Annotated in this window: 15 protein-coding genes and 1 pseudogene; 5 read left to right on the top strand and 11 right to left on the bottom strand. The window is 68.5% G+C overall.

Going from position 1 to position 15,384, the window contains the following annotated elements:
* Positions 1-243, bottom strand: a pseudogene (locus tag ACFQ36_RS05995) (4-alpha-glucanotransferase); the annotation flags it as partial.
* A 256-nt stretch (positions 244-499) separates the two neighbouring features.
* Entirely contained in the window at positions 500-1,702 is a 1,203-nt protein-coding gene (locus ACFQ36_RS05990; RefSeq protein ID WP_377011609.1) for a hypothetical protein, read from the bottom strand.
* A gap of 411 nt (positions 1,703-2,113) precedes the next feature.
* Between ACFQ36_RS05990 and ACFQ36_RS05985 the strand changes: the two genes are divergently transcribed.
* Positions 2,114-2,965, top strand: coding sequence for an HNH endonuclease (locus tag ACFQ36_RS05985; RefSeq protein WP_377011607.1), 852 nt, complete (start codon positions 2,114-2,116; stop codon positions 2,963-2,965).
* 105 nt (positions 2,966-3,070) lie between these two features.
* Entirely contained in the window at positions 3,071-3,355 is a 285-nt protein-coding gene (locus ACFQ36_RS05980; RefSeq protein ID WP_377011605.1) for a hypothetical protein, read from the top strand.
* Positions 3,356-3,813: 458 nt separating this feature from the next.
* On the opposite strand, the gene ACFQ36_RS05975 is transcribed toward ACFQ36_RS05980, so the two are convergent.
* Both ACFQ36_RS05975 and ACFQ36_RS05970 read right to left on the bottom strand, forming a co-directional pair.
* A complete protein-coding gene (locus ACFQ36_RS05975; protein WP_377011603.1) occupies positions 3,814-4,374 on the bottom strand; it encodes a hypothetical protein in 561 nt (186 codons plus the stop codon).
* 369 nt (positions 4,375-4,743) lie between these two features.
* Complete coding sequence (locus ACFQ36_RS05970) at positions 4,744-5,757, bottom strand: SDR family oxidoreductase (protein ID WP_377011601.1); 1,014 nt, start codon at positions 5,755-5,757, stop codon at positions 4,744-4,746.
* Between the two features lie 481 nt (positions 5,758-6,238).
* Here ACFQ36_RS05970 and ACFQ36_RS05965 point away from each other — a divergent pair, with 481 nt between their 5' ends.
* On the top strand, positions 6,239-6,526 hold the full coding sequence (locus ACFQ36_RS05965) for a hypothetical protein (protein WP_377011599.1): 288 nt from the start codon (positions 6,239-6,241) through the stop codon (positions 6,524-6,526).
* Between the two features lie 67 nt (positions 6,527-6,593).
* Here the strand turns inward: ACFQ36_RS05965 and ACFQ36_RS05960 are convergent, their stop codons facing one another.
* The 4 genes from ACFQ36_RS05960 to ACFQ36_RS05945 all read right to left on the bottom strand — a co-directional run bounded on the left by ACFQ36_RS05960 (position 6,594) and on the right by ACFQ36_RS05945 (position 10,986).
* The gene (locus ACFQ36_RS05960; RefSeq protein WP_377011597.1) at positions 6,594-8,690 is read right to left on the bottom strand and encodes a transglycosylase domain-containing protein; all 2,097 of its coding nucleotides are present in this window, start codon (positions 8,688-8,690) and stop codon (positions 6,594-6,596) included.
* Between the two features lie 412 nt (positions 8,691-9,102).
* Positions 9,103-9,723 (bottom strand): RES family NAD+ phosphorylase, encoded by a 621-nt coding sequence (locus tag ACFQ36_RS05955; protein ID WP_377011595.1) that lies wholly within the window; start codon positions 9,721-9,723, stop codon positions 9,103-9,105.
* Entirely contained in the window at positions 9,717-10,547 is an 831-nt protein-coding gene (locus ACFQ36_RS05950; RefSeq protein WP_377011593.1) for a hypothetical protein, read from the bottom strand. The genes ACFQ36_RS05955 and ACFQ36_RS05950 overlap by 7 nt, the downstream gene beginning before the upstream one ends.
* Positions 10,548-10,680: 133 nt before the next feature.
* The gene (locus ACFQ36_RS05945) at positions 10,681-10,986 is read right to left on the bottom strand and encodes a hypothetical protein (protein ID WP_377011591.1); all 306 of its coding nucleotides are present in this window, start codon (positions 10,984-10,986) and stop codon (positions 10,681-10,683) included.
* A 574-nt stretch (positions 10,987-11,560) separates the two neighbouring features.
* On the opposite strand from ACFQ36_RS05945, the gene ACFQ36_RS05940 reads away from it, so the two are divergent.
* A complete protein-coding gene (locus tag ACFQ36_RS05940; RefSeq protein WP_377011589.1) occupies positions 11,561-11,836 on the top strand; it encodes a hypothetical protein in 276 nt (91 codons plus the stop codon).
* Complete coding sequence (locus ACFQ36_RS05935) at positions 11,833-12,390, top strand: ABC transporter permease (protein ID WP_377011617.1); 558 nt, start codon at positions 11,833-11,835, stop codon at positions 12,388-12,390. Before ACFQ36_RS05940 ends, ACFQ36_RS05935 begins: the two co-directional genes overlap by 4 nt.
* Positions 12,391-12,411: 21 nt before the next feature.
* Here ACFQ36_RS05935 and ACFQ36_RS05930 read toward each other — a convergent pair whose 3' ends face one another.
* The 3 genes from ACFQ36_RS05930 to ACFQ36_RS05920 all read right to left on the bottom strand — a co-directional run bounded on the left by ACFQ36_RS05930 (position 12,412) and on the right by ACFQ36_RS05920 (position 14,353).
* Complete coding sequence (locus ACFQ36_RS05930) at positions 12,412-12,636, bottom strand: hypothetical protein (protein WP_377011587.1); 225 nt, start codon at positions 12,634-12,636, stop codon at positions 12,412-12,414.
* A gap of 594 nt (positions 12,637-13,230) precedes the next feature.
* Positions 13,231-13,854, bottom strand: a complete 624-nt coding sequence (locus ACFQ36_RS05925; protein WP_377011585.1) for a dihydrofolate reductase family protein — start codon at positions 13,852-13,854, stop codon at positions 13,231-13,233.
* 223 nt (positions 13,855-14,077) lie between these two features.
* Entirely contained in the window at positions 14,078-14,353 is a 276-nt protein-coding gene (locus ACFQ36_RS05920) for a hypothetical protein (protein ID WP_377011583.1), read from the bottom strand.
* Positions 14,354-15,384: the final 1,031 nt, after the last annotated feature.

The raw sequence follows: 15,384 nt of genomic DNA, 5'->3' as shown, positions 1-15,384 counted from the left end.
GGGCGGCAGCATCCGCCGCCACGGCGCCAGCTCGGCGTCGGCCAGGGCGGCGCCGAGCTCGTCCTCCGTCCCGGCGGCGACGCCGAGTGCGGCCAGGATCTTGACCAGCGTCCGGGGGGCGACGTCGTGCAGCTGCCGGTCCCAGCCCGAGAAGGAGGTGCCGACGCCGTGGGCGGCGGCCAGTGCGTGGAGCCTGGCCACGTCCAAGGGGGTGGCTTCGGTTGCAGGGGTTGCTGTGTTCATCGGGTCCGCCTCGTTTCCTGCCGCGGCTGTGCCGGGCCTCGCCGAACTGGAAGGGCACTGGTGCCCAGCCTACTCATTGCCTGCCCCGTGCGCTTCGCGCACGGGGACCCCCGGCATTGTACCGGCCGGGGGCAGGCGAAGAGGGGGCGGGAGGCGGCCGGGCGCCAACGGTGGCGGAAGACGCCGGCGGTTGGCGCCTCGGAGGGCCGCGGCCGCCGGCGCCCTTGTCCCGGGCGTCCGCACGGTCTGCTGCCGGTCAGCGCGGATGGGGCAGCCAGCTGCGGACAATCCCGCCGTAGGTGCCCGGTTCGGCCGGCTCTATGGTCCGCTCCCGGATGCCCAGCACTGCGGTCCAGGCCTTGTGCACCAAGTCGTAGTTCGTCACGTCCTTGTCCTTCTCGCCCGGCTCCCGGTAGGTCATCCACCGGTCCCCTCCGGCCTGGAAGAGGTCGAGCAGGAACCGCGTCCCGTCGCGCACCTGCAGATCGTTTTCCGGGGTGCAGCCGTATTGCCGCAGCGAATCCACGAACTCCGCCACCAGGTCGAGCTCGCCCATTTCCAGCACCGCGTAGAAGTTCTCGCGGTGGAATTGGTACAGCCGGGGCGAATCCTCCACGTAGATCGGATAGCGGTGGTTGCCGGTCGGAATGTAGGCAATGTGGGTGGCCAGGTAGGCCGCATCGATGAATTTCTCGTCCCGGGCCCCGTCCTTGTAGGTGCGTGCCCCGGCGAGCTGGTAGTCCTCGATGAAACGCCAAAACGTTGCCGGAAAATCACTGGCCTCGGCGGGCAGGTACAGGTCCGGGACCAGCTGGCCTTCGATGAACAGGAGGCTCCAGATGACCATGTCGAAGGCATCCTCCGTGGAGACTTCTTCGGCCTCGAGCATGGGTTTGTAATCGATCCCCATCGCCGCCGTCAGCGAGCCGCACGCATGGTATGAAAAGTTCGCGAGCTGCACCATTTTGGCAATCCTGGCGTCGTTTTGCTGGTAGCGGGTATGGGCGTAGATGGCCAGCGGCAGCAGTTCGTCGTACTCGTTGCACTTTGCCGACTTAAGGGTGCGCTCGAGATAGGGCCGGATCAGCGCCGTCAGGTTGCGGCGCGCGGCATCCCGTGCCCTGGCATCGAACTCGGGGGTGTTCGCGCTGGAGTACGTGACTTCGATCAGGGAGGCCACCGAGTCTTCCCACAGCTCCTCGGCCGCCTTCGGCCGCTTCGTATAGAGGTTGATCATTTCATCCAACCCGGTCCTGATGGCGTACCTCGCCTCTTCCGCCTCGCTGGCCGACCAGGGGCCGGCGTCTGCGCGGTGGGCCAGGTCCTTCCGGACTTTGTCCGATGGCTGCCAGCTCCTGGGCATGGCCTCGGGGGAGAGCACGCACGGCAGCCCCGACGTGCCGGCCGAGGCGGATGTGGTGGTCAGCAGCAGTAGAAGTGCGATGAAGATCCTTTTCACGACAGTGCCTCCTGGCTGAGGGACGCTGTGTTGGCTGTCCGTCGCCGGTGTCCCGCATGCAACGGGATTGTCGGCGCACGGGACGGCCTGCCGGCTGGCGGTGTGGAACCCCGGGGCCAGAGTATCCGCTGGTTCCCTCCCGTACCAGCCCGATCCCGGACGCACACCCGTTGGCCGGCCTTTGCCCGGGGCGGCCGGGGCAGCCGGAACGCCGGCAACCGGTGCCCGCCGCGGATCTTGCGGCCCGGCGGGTGTCCGGAACCTGCCAAGGTTTTCCCAAGGTCGGCGGCCGCGCCCGGGGTGCCTTGCCCGGACCTGGCATCGAATCAGCGGAAGCCAACTACGCTGGAATGAGGGACGCGCGCCGGCGGGCGGCCGCAGCCGGCTGGCCCGGGGGTCGGAGGGAGGACAATGACGGCAATCATCTTGGCCTGGAACCCGGAGGTCTGGGACGGCTGGCAGCCTGCCTATCCTGAGGCCGTGGACGTCGTTGCGGAGACCGGCCTCTTCCCGGCCAGCTGGAGCGTCGGCCGCTACGGGCACATCCAGGCCGGTGCCGAAGCCTGGCTGCTGCTGCAGGGCCGGCACGGCCGCGGCCTGATCGGCCATGGAACGGTTACCTCCGAGCCGTACCCGGCCTCCGGCCGTTCCGCCCCGGCAGGCCCCGGCCGGTATGTCGATGTCGCCTTCGACGCCCTGCTGCCGCGGGGCGAAGCCATCCCGGTCGGGGAACTGCTCGACCGGGTTCCCGGGATCCGCTGGAAGGCCATCCGCGGCTCCGGCACGGCGATCAAGGCGGAGAACGAGCCGGCGCTGCGCGAGCTCTGGGCCGAGCATGTCCTCCCGGACCGCCCGGACCCCACCCTGCCCGCCCCCGGGACGTTCCCCGAGAGCGCCGTGACCCGGGTACTGGCCAACCGTTACGAGCGGAACGCGCGGGCCCGGCGTGCCTGCATCGAGCAGTACGGCCTCAGCTGTGCCGCCTGCGGGTTCAACTTCGAAGCCGTCTACGGGGAGATCGGCCATGATTTCATCCATGTGCACCATCTGGTTCCCCTCGCACAGCTTGGCCCGGGCTACGAATTCGATCCGCTCACCGACCTGGTTCCGCTGTGCGCCAACTGTCATGCGATAGTCCACATACACCCGATGTCGCCCGCCCAACTGCGCAGGATCATCGACTCCTCCCGCAGCATCGGCGGCGGCGTGGTGTCACCGGAACAGGAAGCCTCGCTGAACGAAGCGCGCCGCATGCTGGGCTGACCCGGGTGGGTGAGGTGTGCCGCCGCTGTGCTTAGGATGCCGCAGTGCTTAGGATATGGGAACGCGGGCCAAAGGGCCGCCGGCACAACAGGCAGGAGAACCGACTTGGCCGACCATGACATCAGTTTCTCCGTGATTGCGACGCCGCGGGCAGGCGGCGGAGAGACCTTCCGCGACGACATCGGGCAGCTCACCGCGGGCCCGGTTGGCGGCGCCACCTTCGAGGTTGAGGAACTCACCGACTCCAGCGCCACGCTGACCGGAAGGATTCCGGTCAAGCTCGCCACCAGCGACCAGGAGCTGGCGGCCTACCTGCAGGATGAGATCGAGTCCCAGGAAGGCATCAGCCTGGACCTCGAGGTGACCATCGAGGGCGGCATCGAGGCCTGACAGCCCCGGCGCCGGGACGCCGCGGACTGATTCCGAAGCCCGGCGTCCCCGTGGTCCGGACGGCCGGGGGTCCGGCGAACGGTGCGGGCGCCGAACCCCCGGCCGGTGGCGGAGCCCTGCTCAACGCCACCTTCCCGGGACGGGCCAACGGTGCAGCCGGCCGTTGGGGGAGGACCGGTGCAACGGTTAACCCGTAGTTGCCACGATAGCGGGACGGGAAGGCAGAACAAGTGCCGGGATCCGAAAGTCCGCCTGCGGCCCGGAATTCGCATCCGGGCCGCAGACGCTTGCCGCAGGAGGTTCCACCGCGCCAGGATGCGGCGGGCGGTGCTGGCAGAACGGCGTGGAGCGCCGGGGACGGCGGGCAGCCCTCCGGCCGGACGGAAAGGCGCCCCCGGCGACCAGGCCGCGACGGCGGCGATGGCCGGGGGCGCCTTTCCTGCAGCGCTCCGCCCGGGTCAGGCGGCTTCCTGCTCCAGCTCGGCGCCTTCCTGCTCCAGCTCGGGGGCTTCCTGCTCCAGCTCGGGGGCTTCCTGCTCCAGCTCGGCGGCTTCCTGCTCCAGTTCGGCGGCGTCTTCCTGGGCTTCCGCGGCCTTCGCCGCAGCCTTCCGGGCTTCCGCCGCCGCCTTCTTGGCGGCGACCTTGGCCTTGACGGCGGCCTTCTTGGCGGCCGCGGCCTCCTTCTTCAGGGCCGCCGATGCCTTGGCCTTGAGCTTCTTCTGCAGGGCCGCGGCCTTCTTCTCGGCCGCCTTGGCCTTTGCCGCAGCCTTCTTGGCGGCGGCGGCGGCCTTCTTCTCGGCCGCCTTGGCCTTTGCCGCAGCCTTCTTGGCGGCGGCCGCTTCCTTCTTCAGGGCCGCCGCGGCATGGGCGTCAGCCGAGTTGCCGGGTGCGGCCGGAGCCGAAGCCGACGGGGCCGGCGTCGCCGCGGTCGAGTCCGCAGCCACGGCTGCGCCTGCCCCGCCGGAGATGATGACGCCTGCCGCCAGAAGGCCTGCAGCCAGTTTTGATGCGAGTGACATGGTTCTCCAATGCTGTAATTCGAGTGAAGGTGCGGGTAAAGCTATAACCCCCCTTGGCGATCTTAGGGACTTGGCCGCACATGTACAGGGTCGCAACACCAAAACGGCCGGCCAAGGCAAGAATTAGTCAGGGCCTTGGGAAAGAAGCGGGCGGTGTGCCGGCTCCGGCACCAGGGGCCGGCGGACGGTCCCGCCGACGGTCCTGCCGTCGAAGCGGCCGGCAACCTTGGCGGTGACCGGCTTCATCCCGGCCCCATCTGCCCCCTGGGCGGCTCCATGCCGGACCTCGGCTTCGGCGATCTCCGCGGCGCGGTCCGCCTCCGCACAGAGGCGGTGCCCGGGCCGTCCGACGAGCCCGGAGCCACCCCGCTAGGAAGCGGGGGTCCTTTCAGCTGCGCAGGGCCCGGGGCGCATGCGAACGGCCTTGATGCCTGTTGCTGCTGCCAGCAGCACCAGGCCGGCAGCCATCCTGCGCCGGGCTGTCTTGCGGCGGCCGTGCCAGCCGCCCTCGGCGGCCGCTTCCTGCGGCTCCGGTGAGGGGACGTGGATGTTTCCCGCACCCGCAGGAGCCGGCTCCGTCCGGGAGAGGTGCGTTTTGTCCACCTGTACGGCCATGACCCGTTCCATCAGCCGCGGCGCCAGCCGGTGCTGCAGCACCATCACACGCCCCATGGGGCCGACGACGGTTTCGGGCCTGGGATGCCGCGCCAGGCGGGTAATCGCCCTGGCCACCCGGGCGGGGGTGTAGACGGGAGGCATGGCCAGGGCCTTGCGGCCGGTGTAGTTGCCGCCGTGCTGGAAGAAGGGAGTGTCAACGGTGGCGGGCATGACGGTGCACACCTTGATCCCGGCCTGTTTCCCGAGCTTCAGTTCCGAGCGCAGGCTGACCCCCAGGGCCCGGATGGCGGCCTTGGACATGGAGTAGGCCGAGGTGTAGGGCTGGGCGATTTCACCGACAACGGACGAGACGTTCACCAGGACACCGGACCCTTGCCGCTGCATCTGGAGCAGGGCCGCGCGGCAGCCGTGGACGCAGCCCATGACGTTGACCTCCAGGACCCGCCGGAAGTCATCGAGCGGGACGTCGAGGAACGGTGAGAAGAAGGTGACGGCGGCATTGTTCACCCATACGTCGATCCGGCCGAAACGCTCCACCGTGCGGGCCGCCAGGGCCTGAACGTCCGCGGCACTGCCGACGTCGGTCGGGACGGCCAGGGCCTGGCCTCCGTGCCCCCGGCACTCGGCGGCCAGCTGCTCCAGCGCTTCCGGGCGGCGGGCGGCCAGCACCACCGACGCTCCCCCGCGGGCAAAGCGCAGGGCCGTGGCGCGGCCGATGCCGGTGGAAGCTCCGGTGATCACCACAACCGGCTTCTTCACGCGCATCACAATTCCTCCGTACGGTCGGCGGAAGGGGCGTTCGGGGCAGCTCCTCCGGTCTCGGACCTCAATGTTGGTAGGCCACGTTACTTTCGGGCGTCGCATCTGGCCAGCGTCCCGGGCAAGGTGACCCGCCCTGGCTGGTTCCGCCGGTGAATTCACCAAAGCGCGCAGCGGATATGATCAGCGCCTGTCCCTGGCTTTTGTGCAGTTCCCGGGCTTTGCGCAGGAAAAGCGCCGTCCCGTCCGGCATTCCCCAAGGCCGGTGGGCACCCTGGAGGAGCGCCCGGACGCCGGGTACCGCGAACCGGCGCCGCAGCCAGGGAAGCTGTCAGGAACGGGTGATCATCTGACCGCCGCGGAACCGGAAGCAGGGGCACCTGTCCGGACATGATCCGCCGGGAGCGCCCATCCGGTAAGGCCCTGAAGTAGGCTCTGACTTACCTGGCGCCGGCCCCGGGCGCTTACGACTTCAGGGAGGACACCTGTGTTCCTGGAATTCGACGGCTACTTCGTGAATTTGGCCAAGGTCGACGACATCACCCCTGCGTCCGAGCACCCGGATGAGGACCGGTGGGACCTGTTCGTTGAGCTCGACGATCCGGAGTCCGTGCCGATCCCGCTGCGCTCGGGATTCCTCAGCCTCGAGCACGCCGAAACGTTCCGGCGGGCCCTGATCCGCCACGCCTGCACCACCGGGCTGAGCACCGACGAGGACATGGACCGGATCTTCCTGGAGACCATGCCGACGGACCGGCCTGATCCGGGAAGGTAAACCGGGTCCGGGATGCGGCCGGCCGGCGCAGGTCGGTGGGCCGCGCAGGTCCGGCCCGCCTTCCGCGTCATCTGGCGTCCAGTGACGGATCGGCGTCGGGCAGCCGGACCGCTTCCCGACCCTTGAGCGCCCCTTCCATGGTGGCTTTCCAGACCGGGCCGGCCACCTCGGCGCCGGTCAGGTCATAGTAGGTCTTGCCGTAGGCCTCGACCTGGGTGAGCGGATGCTCGGCCCCGCCCCGCGGGTCGCCCAGCCAGACGGCGGCGGTGAGCTGGGGAGTGCCGCCGACAATCCAGTTGGCCGCGAAGTCGTTGGTGGTTCCGGTCTTGGCACCCGCTTCCCGGCCCTTGAGCCCGTGCAGCTGGCCCAGGGTCCCTTTGGGCTTGAAGGGTTCCTTGAGCGCGTCCGCCACGGTGTCCGCCACGCCCCGGTCGATCGCCCGGTGGCAGCCGGGGTCCGGGACCCGAAGCTTTTCCTTCGTGTCGCTGCGCTCCGCCTTGATGACCGCCACCGGCGTGCAGACCACCCCGCCGCTCATGAAGGCGGCGTAGGCGTTGGCCATTTCCAGCGGGGACACTTCGTAGGCGCCCAGGGCCAGGGAGGCCTCCCGCCCGGTGAGCTTGTCGACCGGAATGGAGGAGATGCCCAGCGTCCGGGCCATCTTGGCCACATTAATGACACCGACGCGCTCAATGAGACGGACAAAGTACACATTCACCGAACTGCGGATGGCCTGATAGGCGTTGATCACCCCGTAGTTGCGGTTGTTGTAGTTGATGTATCCGCCGGCCGGGTTGTCCAGTCTTGCCGTGCGGTAAGGGCCGTTGGCCAGCAGCCGGGTGGAGGCCGGGATGCCCTGGCTCAGTGCCGTGGCCAGCACGATCGGTTTCATGGCCGAACCGACCTGGAATGCGCTCTTGGCGTAGACCACCTGCGTCTTGCCCTTGCCCTTGCCCCAGCCGCGGTTCTGGGCGATGGCGGCGATGTGGCCGGTGCCCGGCTCGACGACGGCGGTGCCCAGGGCAACGCGGTTATCGTTGCCCAACGCTTTCTCGACGGCCGCTTGGGCGGCCTGGGCCGCCTTCGGATCCAGCCCCGTCGTCAGCGTCAGGCCGCCTTGGTAGAGGAGTGCCTGGCGGGCCTCGGGCGTGGCTCCGAAGACCGGGTTGGTCAGGAGTTCCTCGCGCACGGCCTCGCAGTACCAAGGGTACTTGGACCCGCCGCAGCCGGACGGCACGGATCCGAGTTTGACGCCCAGCGGGGCCTCGCGGGCGGCGCGGGCCTTATCCGGGGTCAGCACGCCCCTGCGCTCGAGCACCGTGAGCACCGTGTTCCGCCGTTCCGTGGCTGCCTCGGGGTGGGTGAACGGGTCCTGGCTAACCGGGGCCTTGAGCAGGCCGACCAGCAGGGCGGACTGGACGTGGTCCAGCTTCGCCGCCGTCGTGCTGAAGTAGGTGCGGGCCGCGGCCTCCACCCCGTAGGCGCCGTTGCCGAAGTAGACGGCGTTCATGTACCGGGTGAGGATCTCGTCCTTGGACAGCTGCTGCTCCAGGGCGAGGGCGTACCTGGCCTCGCGGATCTTGGCATTGTAGGTGTTTCCGGCCGCCACCATTTCCTCGACGCCGTTCCGGGCGTTGTTGACCAGGATGTTCTGGACCAGCTGCTGGGTGATGGTGGAAGCGCCCTGGACGTCCTCGTTGGAGGCGTTGTGGATCAGCGCGCGGGCGATGCCGAAGGGGTCAACCCCGTGGTGCTCATAGAAGCGGGCATCTTCGGTGGCGATCAGGGTTTCCTTGAAGGCTGCGGATACCTGGTCCAGCCGCACGTCGATCCGGTTCTTGCTGTATATGCGGGCAAATTCCTTGCCGTCCTTATCCAGCAACACCGTGTGCTGCGGCAGCGGGCGGTCCAGTGGCAGATTGGTCGGCAGGTCCTCCCACAAGTCCAGTACGGTGTCGGCGGCGGCGGACAGGCCCACGCCCGCCGATGCCGCAATCGTTCCGGCCCCGAGGGCCGCGACGGCAACCCACACCGTCCAGCGGACGAGGGGCCGGTGCGCGGTACGCTGCTTCTCCGGGTCCTTCTCCGGGTTGCCGAGGCGCTCCGGCGCCATCGGCTCATCGAAGTCAACCGGTTCACGCTTGTTTCGTCCCAGGAGCCACATGGTGCCGTCGTGTGGGAAATCCAGTGCCGGCTACACGTTCCTGCATACCCGGCCCGCGCCGCACGTCGTCAGGGGCTGCTGGGGAGGCATCCCCGGACGCCGCTGGTTCCCCGCACTCCTCCTTCGCCAAAGATGGAGCAGATACTGAGTACAGTAGAGCTTCGGCGCGGCGTTGAATAGGGGCCGCGCGCAATCGCGTCCGGGCAGGTGGTCGGGCCTGGAAGACGGCAGAATTCCGGTCCTGATCACGCCATTTTGCCGTAGGTCCCTGCGTCCTTGCCGCCGCTGTCGGCTGCCCGCCGTTGATCCTGGTCAAGCGGAGGGTGGCAGGACATCCCGCGTGTTCCTCTGCGGCCGGATGCCGGGCGGGACTCGTTGCTGGGCGGATCACCCGCCGGTCCACCGGCGCCCGTCAGCTGTGCAGCAGCACCTGGACGTGCAGGGGCGCGCAGAAGGTGATCAGCCAGTCCAGGTCGCTGCCGGCGGCGAACACCCGGCCGAATCCCGGGTCGAGCACCAGGTCGTCTTGGGCGAACCGGTCGCCGAACAGGACGTACGCCAGGTCCGTGTCGTACCGTCTGCTCATCCATGCCGCCCCGTCGAACCCGGCCCCGTGGGCGGCCTCGGCCCACCCGACGGTGCGCAGGTACTGGTCCGCGTCCGTGCCGGTCAGCCGGGATGCCTCGGTTTTCAGCACGCGCAGCCCGGCGCCAACAAAGGAGGCGAGCCGTGCGTCCCGGGTGAGGGTGATCCTGGCTGCCACCTTGTCGCAGTAGTGCAGCGGCCGCAGGAAGCCGCCCTCCAGCGGGACGTCGTGCAGCAGGGTTTCGGAGACGACTGCGGCCTCGGTTTGGGCGGCGTAGAGCACCGGGACCGGCGGGTCGCCGAAGAACGCGAACCGGGTGGGGCCGCCGTGCCCGGGGTTGAATTCGACCGGGTGGCGCCGGTTGTTCAGAACCCGGTACAGGCCGGTGCCGGCGGGCAGGGTGATGGCCTGCGGGTGGAAGGGCGACGGGGGACCCGGCGTCACCATTCGACGGTCTCGCTGAGCCGGAGCTTTTCCAGGACCTGGTCCGGTTCACCGAGGTGGTCCACCGGGCGGTCGCCGCCGAAGTAGCCCGACGGGGAACACAGCCAGAACACCAGGTCCTCGTCGTCCAGGCCGATCTCCCGGGCGGCGGCGATCAGCCGCGGGATCACCGCCAGGACCCGGCCGGTGCGGCGGTCAAACTGGAACCCCGGGTAGGCGTAGGCCTGGCCGCGCCTGATGCCGATGATCTTCCCGGCCAGCCGCTGGTCGGAGGCGTAGCTGCGGTTGGCGGTCTTCGCCCCCAGCAGCCGGGAAACCTCCTGACTGCCGGGCAGCCCCCATTCCTCGCGGATGGAACGCCAGAGGTTTTCGGTGGCTTGGATGGCACCGGCCAGCGCGGGGGAGGCCGGCAGCCGGACCGCCGCCATCGCAGGCCCGAGCGCGGCCATGCTGCACCTGACGTTCCAGGCCGCCTCCAGCATGGCGCTCAGCTCGCCCTCCGGCAGGGCTTTGTCCTCACCCAGATACCTGGTGAGCAGCTCGTGGAGTTCGGGCAGGTCGGCCTCGGTCCACGACTCGATCTCCCGCATGCTATCGAGCAGATGGTCGCGGATCACCGCCGCGACGACACCGGGTTCCACATTGAGTTCCCCAAGGTGCTTGAGGAGGGCCTCCCGGAAGATGCGGTCCGCATCCGGTGTTGGCTGCAGTTTCAGGCGTTCGAGGGTGTCGCGGAACGCCGCAGTCGCGGCGGCCTCAAGGAGTGTGCTGTCGTTGTCCGGCTTCGGAGGCCGGCCCTCGCCCGCGGGGAGTGGATCAGCATTCATCCGGAGACCTCCGAGGGGAATCGGCGACGGCTGCGGCATATGTTACCGTCGGCAGCGTAAGCAGGACAGATGCCTGCTGCGGTCCCGGCGAAGTCCGCGATGGCTGCATCGACGGTTGGGGAAACGTAGGCGGTCAGTCCGCGGCCAAGACCTCGCCGACCACCTCCTCCAAAATCCTGGCGGTGGGCGATCCCGCCAGAAGCGGCGCCATCACATCCGGGTTATTCCACACCAGGCTGCGCAGCCGCTCCAGAAACGCGGCCGCATCGTCCTTCGTGTCGAAGTCAAGATGCACCACCACATAGTTCCTGTCTTCTGCATCCCGGAATGCCCGGTACGACCGGGCACCGGAGGCGGCACGGCCTATGGGATCCTTGTCGAACAGCTCCATCCATTCGTCGTAGTTCCGGACCGGATAGCCGACCTGCAGGGTGAACATCCTGGTTCCTTTCCCTCGCCGTTGTTTCAGGACCACGATAGGGCCTGCAGGATCATTCAGATAGGGCCGGGGCTGCCCGTGCTCCGGTGCCAGGTCAGAAGGTCCGGCCCGCGTGCGGGGCCCGGACCTGGCCGCCCGGTACCGGCCACCCGCTGGGTGCCTGCGGCCTGGTAAAGCGGATCAGCCGGGAGGAATCGTCTTGGCGGGACTGCCATGACATACACGGCGAAGGCAATGGCTGATTGTTGAGGACCTGCTGCCATCAGTGCCGGTCCCGGCGCGGGCCGCAGGTTCCAAATCGGCGGTAACCGATGTTAACTGTTATTGGCCTGCCATCGACAGTCAAGCAGCCGGCCCGGTGGCGGGTCTGTATCGATGCGCCCCGGCTTTCTTGCCGCCTACCGGCATCCTCTTAGCCCCACCGGATTAGTTGTGGGTGCCTTCCCGTTCTTTGGTTGGCCCGGTGACCCGGGGTGGAGACCAGGTGTGCAGCGAATCCGGGCAGCCTCACCAGAGGGGGAACGGGCGGTTCAGTGCTCGTGAGCAGGCGGCTGCGGTCAGCCCGGGATCTCCCGTGTTGTTGGACGTCGACGCCCATGAAACCGTCTGGCAGCGGCTGGAGGAGTATCGCGGCGACGGCGGAACGCTGCTGATAACGAGCCACTACCTGGATGAGATCCAGGCCCTGGCGAGCCGGGTGGTGGTCGTGAACCGCGGCACCGTCATTGCCGACGGCACCGTGGACCAGATCCGCAGCCACGTGGCAATCAGCAGGGTCACGTTCGAAAGCCCGCTGCCGCCGTCGTTTCCACCACGATCTTCCCTGCCCTGGCGCTGTTGTTCTTCGTGATTCCGCAGGAGCCGGTGACGTCCAATCCGATGTCTTCCCTGACCGCCATCGCCCAACTGGGGATGATCGGCGTCATGAGCTCGTTCCTGTTCAATTACGCCGTAGGCACCGCCGAGGAGCGGGCCAACCCATGGAGCAGCTACCTGCGGACCCTGCCGGTCGGACCGGTGCCGCCCACGATCTCGCGGACGGCACCGGCAATGCTGTTCGCCTTCCTCGCGCTGGTCCCGGTGCTGGTCATCGGGGCGCTGCTGACCTCCGCAGCGGACGCCTTCACCGACGGCAGCCTCTGCTGGTGGAAGGTGCCCCTGACGGTGCCGGTGTGGCTGGCGTGCGGGCTGCCGTTCCTGGCGCTCGGGCTGGCCATCGGGTACCTGTGCACCTCCAAGGCGTCCATAGCCGTGACGCAGGTGGTGTTCTTCCCGCTGGCCTTCGCCGGCGGGAAGATGCTGCCGCCCGCCTCGTTTCCGGACTGGCTCAACACGCTGTCCCTGTTCCTGCCCTCCCGGGCCGGACGTATGCGGTCCAGCGGCCGCCGCGCAGCTGACCAGTGACCGCGGCGGAGGGGCACGAGGCTACCGGGCGTACGCCCCGGCCGGGCCCCTGACCAGGCGGGTGGCTCCGGGCCTGGCGGTGGCGGCGGCCTTCATGGCGTGGACGGAGAACAGGTTCAGGGCCGCCCCGGTGCGGTCCATGCCGGGCCAGAGGTCCTGGCCGGAGTCCCCGTAGCCGCTCAGGGCCCCGATGAGCTCGCCGAGCCGGTCCTCGAAGATGCAGGTCTTCCCGTCCTCATCGGCCACCAGGCTGAGGGTGCCGGCCGGGACAGCTCGGAAATGCCGAGCTGTCCCACACCTTAGTGGTTGTGCCGGAAGAGCTCGAAGAACTCCTCCGGTCCGGCCCTGCTTCCTCCATGAGGCGAGCCTGGTACTTGAGCGTGCCAGGCATTGCCTGGTGCAGCCGCCTATCGAAGGAACCGGTCTCGAAATCCCGGGCGAACAGGGTACCGACGGAGTCCTTCACTTCGTGGGGGCTGCCGAGCCGGACAGGGTTTTCGTCACGCGGGTGCTGTACCTCGACGGCATCGCCGTTTGGAGCCGATCAGGACCGGCGTGTTGCCGTGGAGGTCGCCTCCGACCCCTCCGGCCGGGCCCAGGCCCGGGTGCCGTGTGCCGGGAGGATCCCGGGTCCTTAAAAAGTCCTTAAAAATGGACTTATCCGGCGCAGGACACCAGGTGTGCAGGGAATTCTTCCGGCTGGAGTGGGACGTGTTGACGTGGGACGGGCAGCTTGCGCAGGCCGGCCCCGGTCCCGCCACAGGCAGTGTTCGCCCGTGGCGCGCAGTTTATGACCGTCGACCGCGGCGGCGCAGCCGCCGTGGGGAGGTACGCCGCCGGTCAGGCCCGGCGCGCCCCGGAGCGCCGGTAGGTGTTGACCAGGACCCCGGATGGCAGGGCGCGGGTCCCGGCCAGGGCGAGCCTGGCGGGTGTGAACCCGTCGGAGAACAGCTTCTTGCCGGTGCCCAGCACGAGCGGGTAGACCGCGAGCCGGTACTCGTCGACCAGATCGTGCCCGGCGAGCGTCCTGATCAGCTCCGTGCTGCCCCACACGCGGATCTCGCCGCCCGGGGCCGCACGCAGCTTCTCCACTGCAGCCGCCACGTCGGGGCCCAAAAGCTGCGAATTCTGCCAGCGGACCTCGGTCAGCATGCGCGAGGCAACGTACTTGGGGATGCGGTTGTACCTCCTGGTCAGCTCCCCCTGCAGGCCCGGGGCGTTTTCGTCCCACACGCCCCAGGAGCCGGCGAAGATCTCGTACGTTTTGCGGCCAAGCAGCAGCGCCTCGGTCCTGCCCTCCCACTCCCGGACGATCTGCCCGATCTCCCCTCCGCCGTATGCGGCGTCGTAGTCGGCGGCCCAGCCGCCGTGCTCGAAGCCGCCTTCGCGGTCCTCGTCCGGGCCGCCGCCGCCCTGGACGACGCCGTCGAGGGTGATGAACGCCTGCACCACGATCGTGCCCATCTTCGGTTCTCCCTGGTCCGGTTCGGGCTCTTGTCTTCTCCCCGAACAGCCTGGGACCGAGTCGACACGGGAACCGGCACCGTGTCAAGGACGTTTCCCCTCAGGCACCCCGGAGGATTCCGTCATTGACGGCCCCGGGCCGCGTCGTGCCGATCTCCAGGTCCACGACCCGTCAAGCACCGCTGCCCAGCTCCGGTGGAAGGGGCAGCGGTGTCCGGGCCGGTCAGACGAAGAGGAACCGATAGATGTAGAAGTAGTGGTTCCCGCTTGAGTAGAAGCACGGACCGGTGACGTGCCCCTGGGCGATGGAAAGCCAGCGCACGCCCTCGCACTTCCACTTGGCGCTGTACGGGCCCATCTTGACGTTCACCACCGGGCCGTACGTTGCTGCGGCCGCCGGCGGGGCCGTGGCAACCGATCCGGCCGTAACACCTCCGGTCACCAACGCAAAGGCGGCAAGGAGCACGGCGATACGTTTCTTGATGTTGGTCAATGCCATAGTGGGTACCTCTCAAAGTCTGGCTGGGAAAGCGGGCGTGAAGGCGCGCGGCCACTTTTCCTAACGGTGGGAATCCGCCGGACGAACGCTGCGTAAACGCACGTTTTCCCTTGTCAGAAGCCGATTGGGGGCCTGGCGAAATGAGTTTCACACGGGGATTTTGAGCTGTCAAAACCGGCGTGGCGCCCCCGATAACCGCATGGGCAGGCCTATATAATTTTTGTTTGCCGCATCCCGGCACGGTAATCCCGGCGGCTATCTTCATTCCGGGCGTCCCCGGAACCTCATATTGATGCGGCACTGGCGGGCAGCGTTAAGGCGAAGCAGTCCATGGCGGGCGGGCCATAAGACCGCAGGGCATGGAATGTTAACGCCCAGGGTTTCGGGCGCGCGGAAGACATGCATCATTCCCAACCCCGGACTGACCGTGCGGGCTGGCGGGCAGGATCCTTCCATGGTCGAGGACGACGCCGTGATCGAGGCCCTGCTGGCCCGGGCGTGGGAGGAGGCCGCCCGGCGCAGGGTAGATCGCCGCCGCGCCTGCGCTGCACCACTGGCAAACGCTTGGGCAGGAAGACGCCCCAGTGGGTCATCGACCTGGCCAACGAGGACCTGCAGGGGATCCGAGGAACACCAATGTGCGGCCGGGCAGGCGCCTTCGGCCCCAAACGATCACCCGCCGGGGAGAGGTCGACGCATGCGACAGGGGTGCCGGTCCAGATCGCCCGGATACGGGAGCTGACGGTGGGCCATGATGCGACCGACCGTGAACGGGGCCAAGCTCGGCTCGGGCTCTGGCGGTGTAGCGGGCACTCCACAGGGCCAGCAGCCCTTGCGCGTTTCGGGTTCAGCCTGCTAAACCCGGGTCGTATGAAGAATATGCGGGTGCTTTTCGCCGCTCTTTCCTTCCTCCTCACGGCCGCACTGACGGGTTGCTCGGGCCCGGGAGGAAACAGCCCCGGCACCTCCCCGCCCGCTCCGTCAGCCGTCGAGTCGGCTGTCCAGTCTGCCGTCCCTCCGGCTGCCCCGCC

The organism is Arthrobacter sp. GCM10027362 (genome assembly GCF_042679445.1).
Taxonomy (GTDB): domain Bacteria; phylum Actinomycetota; class Actinomycetes; order Actinomycetales; family Micrococcaceae; genus Crystallibacter.
Note: the sequence above shows the minus strand (reverse complement) of the source record. Positions and strands in the feature narration are given on the sequence as shown.

Bases quoted from the DNA above. Each gene is read 5' to 3' on its own strand.
- ACFQ36_RS05950 (WP_377011593.1), bottom strand. From the start codon at position 10,547: ATGAATGCTGATCCACTCCCCGCGGGCGAGGGCCGGCCTCCGAAGCCG.
- ACFQ36_RS05970 (WP_377011601.1), bottom strand. From the start codon at position 5,757: ATGCGCGTGAAGAAGCCGGTTGTGGTGATCACCGGAGCTTCCACCGGC.
- ACFQ36_RS05975 (WP_377011603.1), bottom strand. From the start codon at position 4,374: ATGTCACTCGCATCAAAACTGGCTGCAGGCCTTCTGGCGGCAGGCGTC.
- ACFQ36_RS05925 (WP_377011585.1), bottom strand. From the start codon at position 13,854: ATGGGCACGATCGTGGTGCAGGCGTTCATCACCCTCGACGGCGTCGTC.
- ACFQ36_RS05960 (WP_377011597.1), bottom strand. From the start codon at position 8,690: ATGTGGCTCCTGGGACGAAACAAGCGTGAACCGGTTGACTTCGATGAG.
- ACFQ36_RS05920 (WP_377011583.1), bottom strand. From the start codon at position 14,353: ATGGCATTGACCAACATCAAGAAACGTATCGCCGTGCTCCTTGCCGCC.
- ACFQ36_RS05985 (WP_377011607.1), top strand. From the start codon at position 2,114: ATGACGGCAATCATCTTGGCCTGGAACCCGGAGGTCTGGGACGGCTGG.
- ACFQ36_RS05945 (WP_377011591.1), bottom strand. From the start codon at position 10,986: ATGTTCACCCTGCAGGTCGGCTATCCGGTCCGGAACTACGACGAATGG.
- ACFQ36_RS05955 (WP_377011595.1), bottom strand. From the start codon at position 9,723: ATGGTGACGCCGGGTCCCCCGTCGCCCTTCCACCCGCAGGCCATCACC.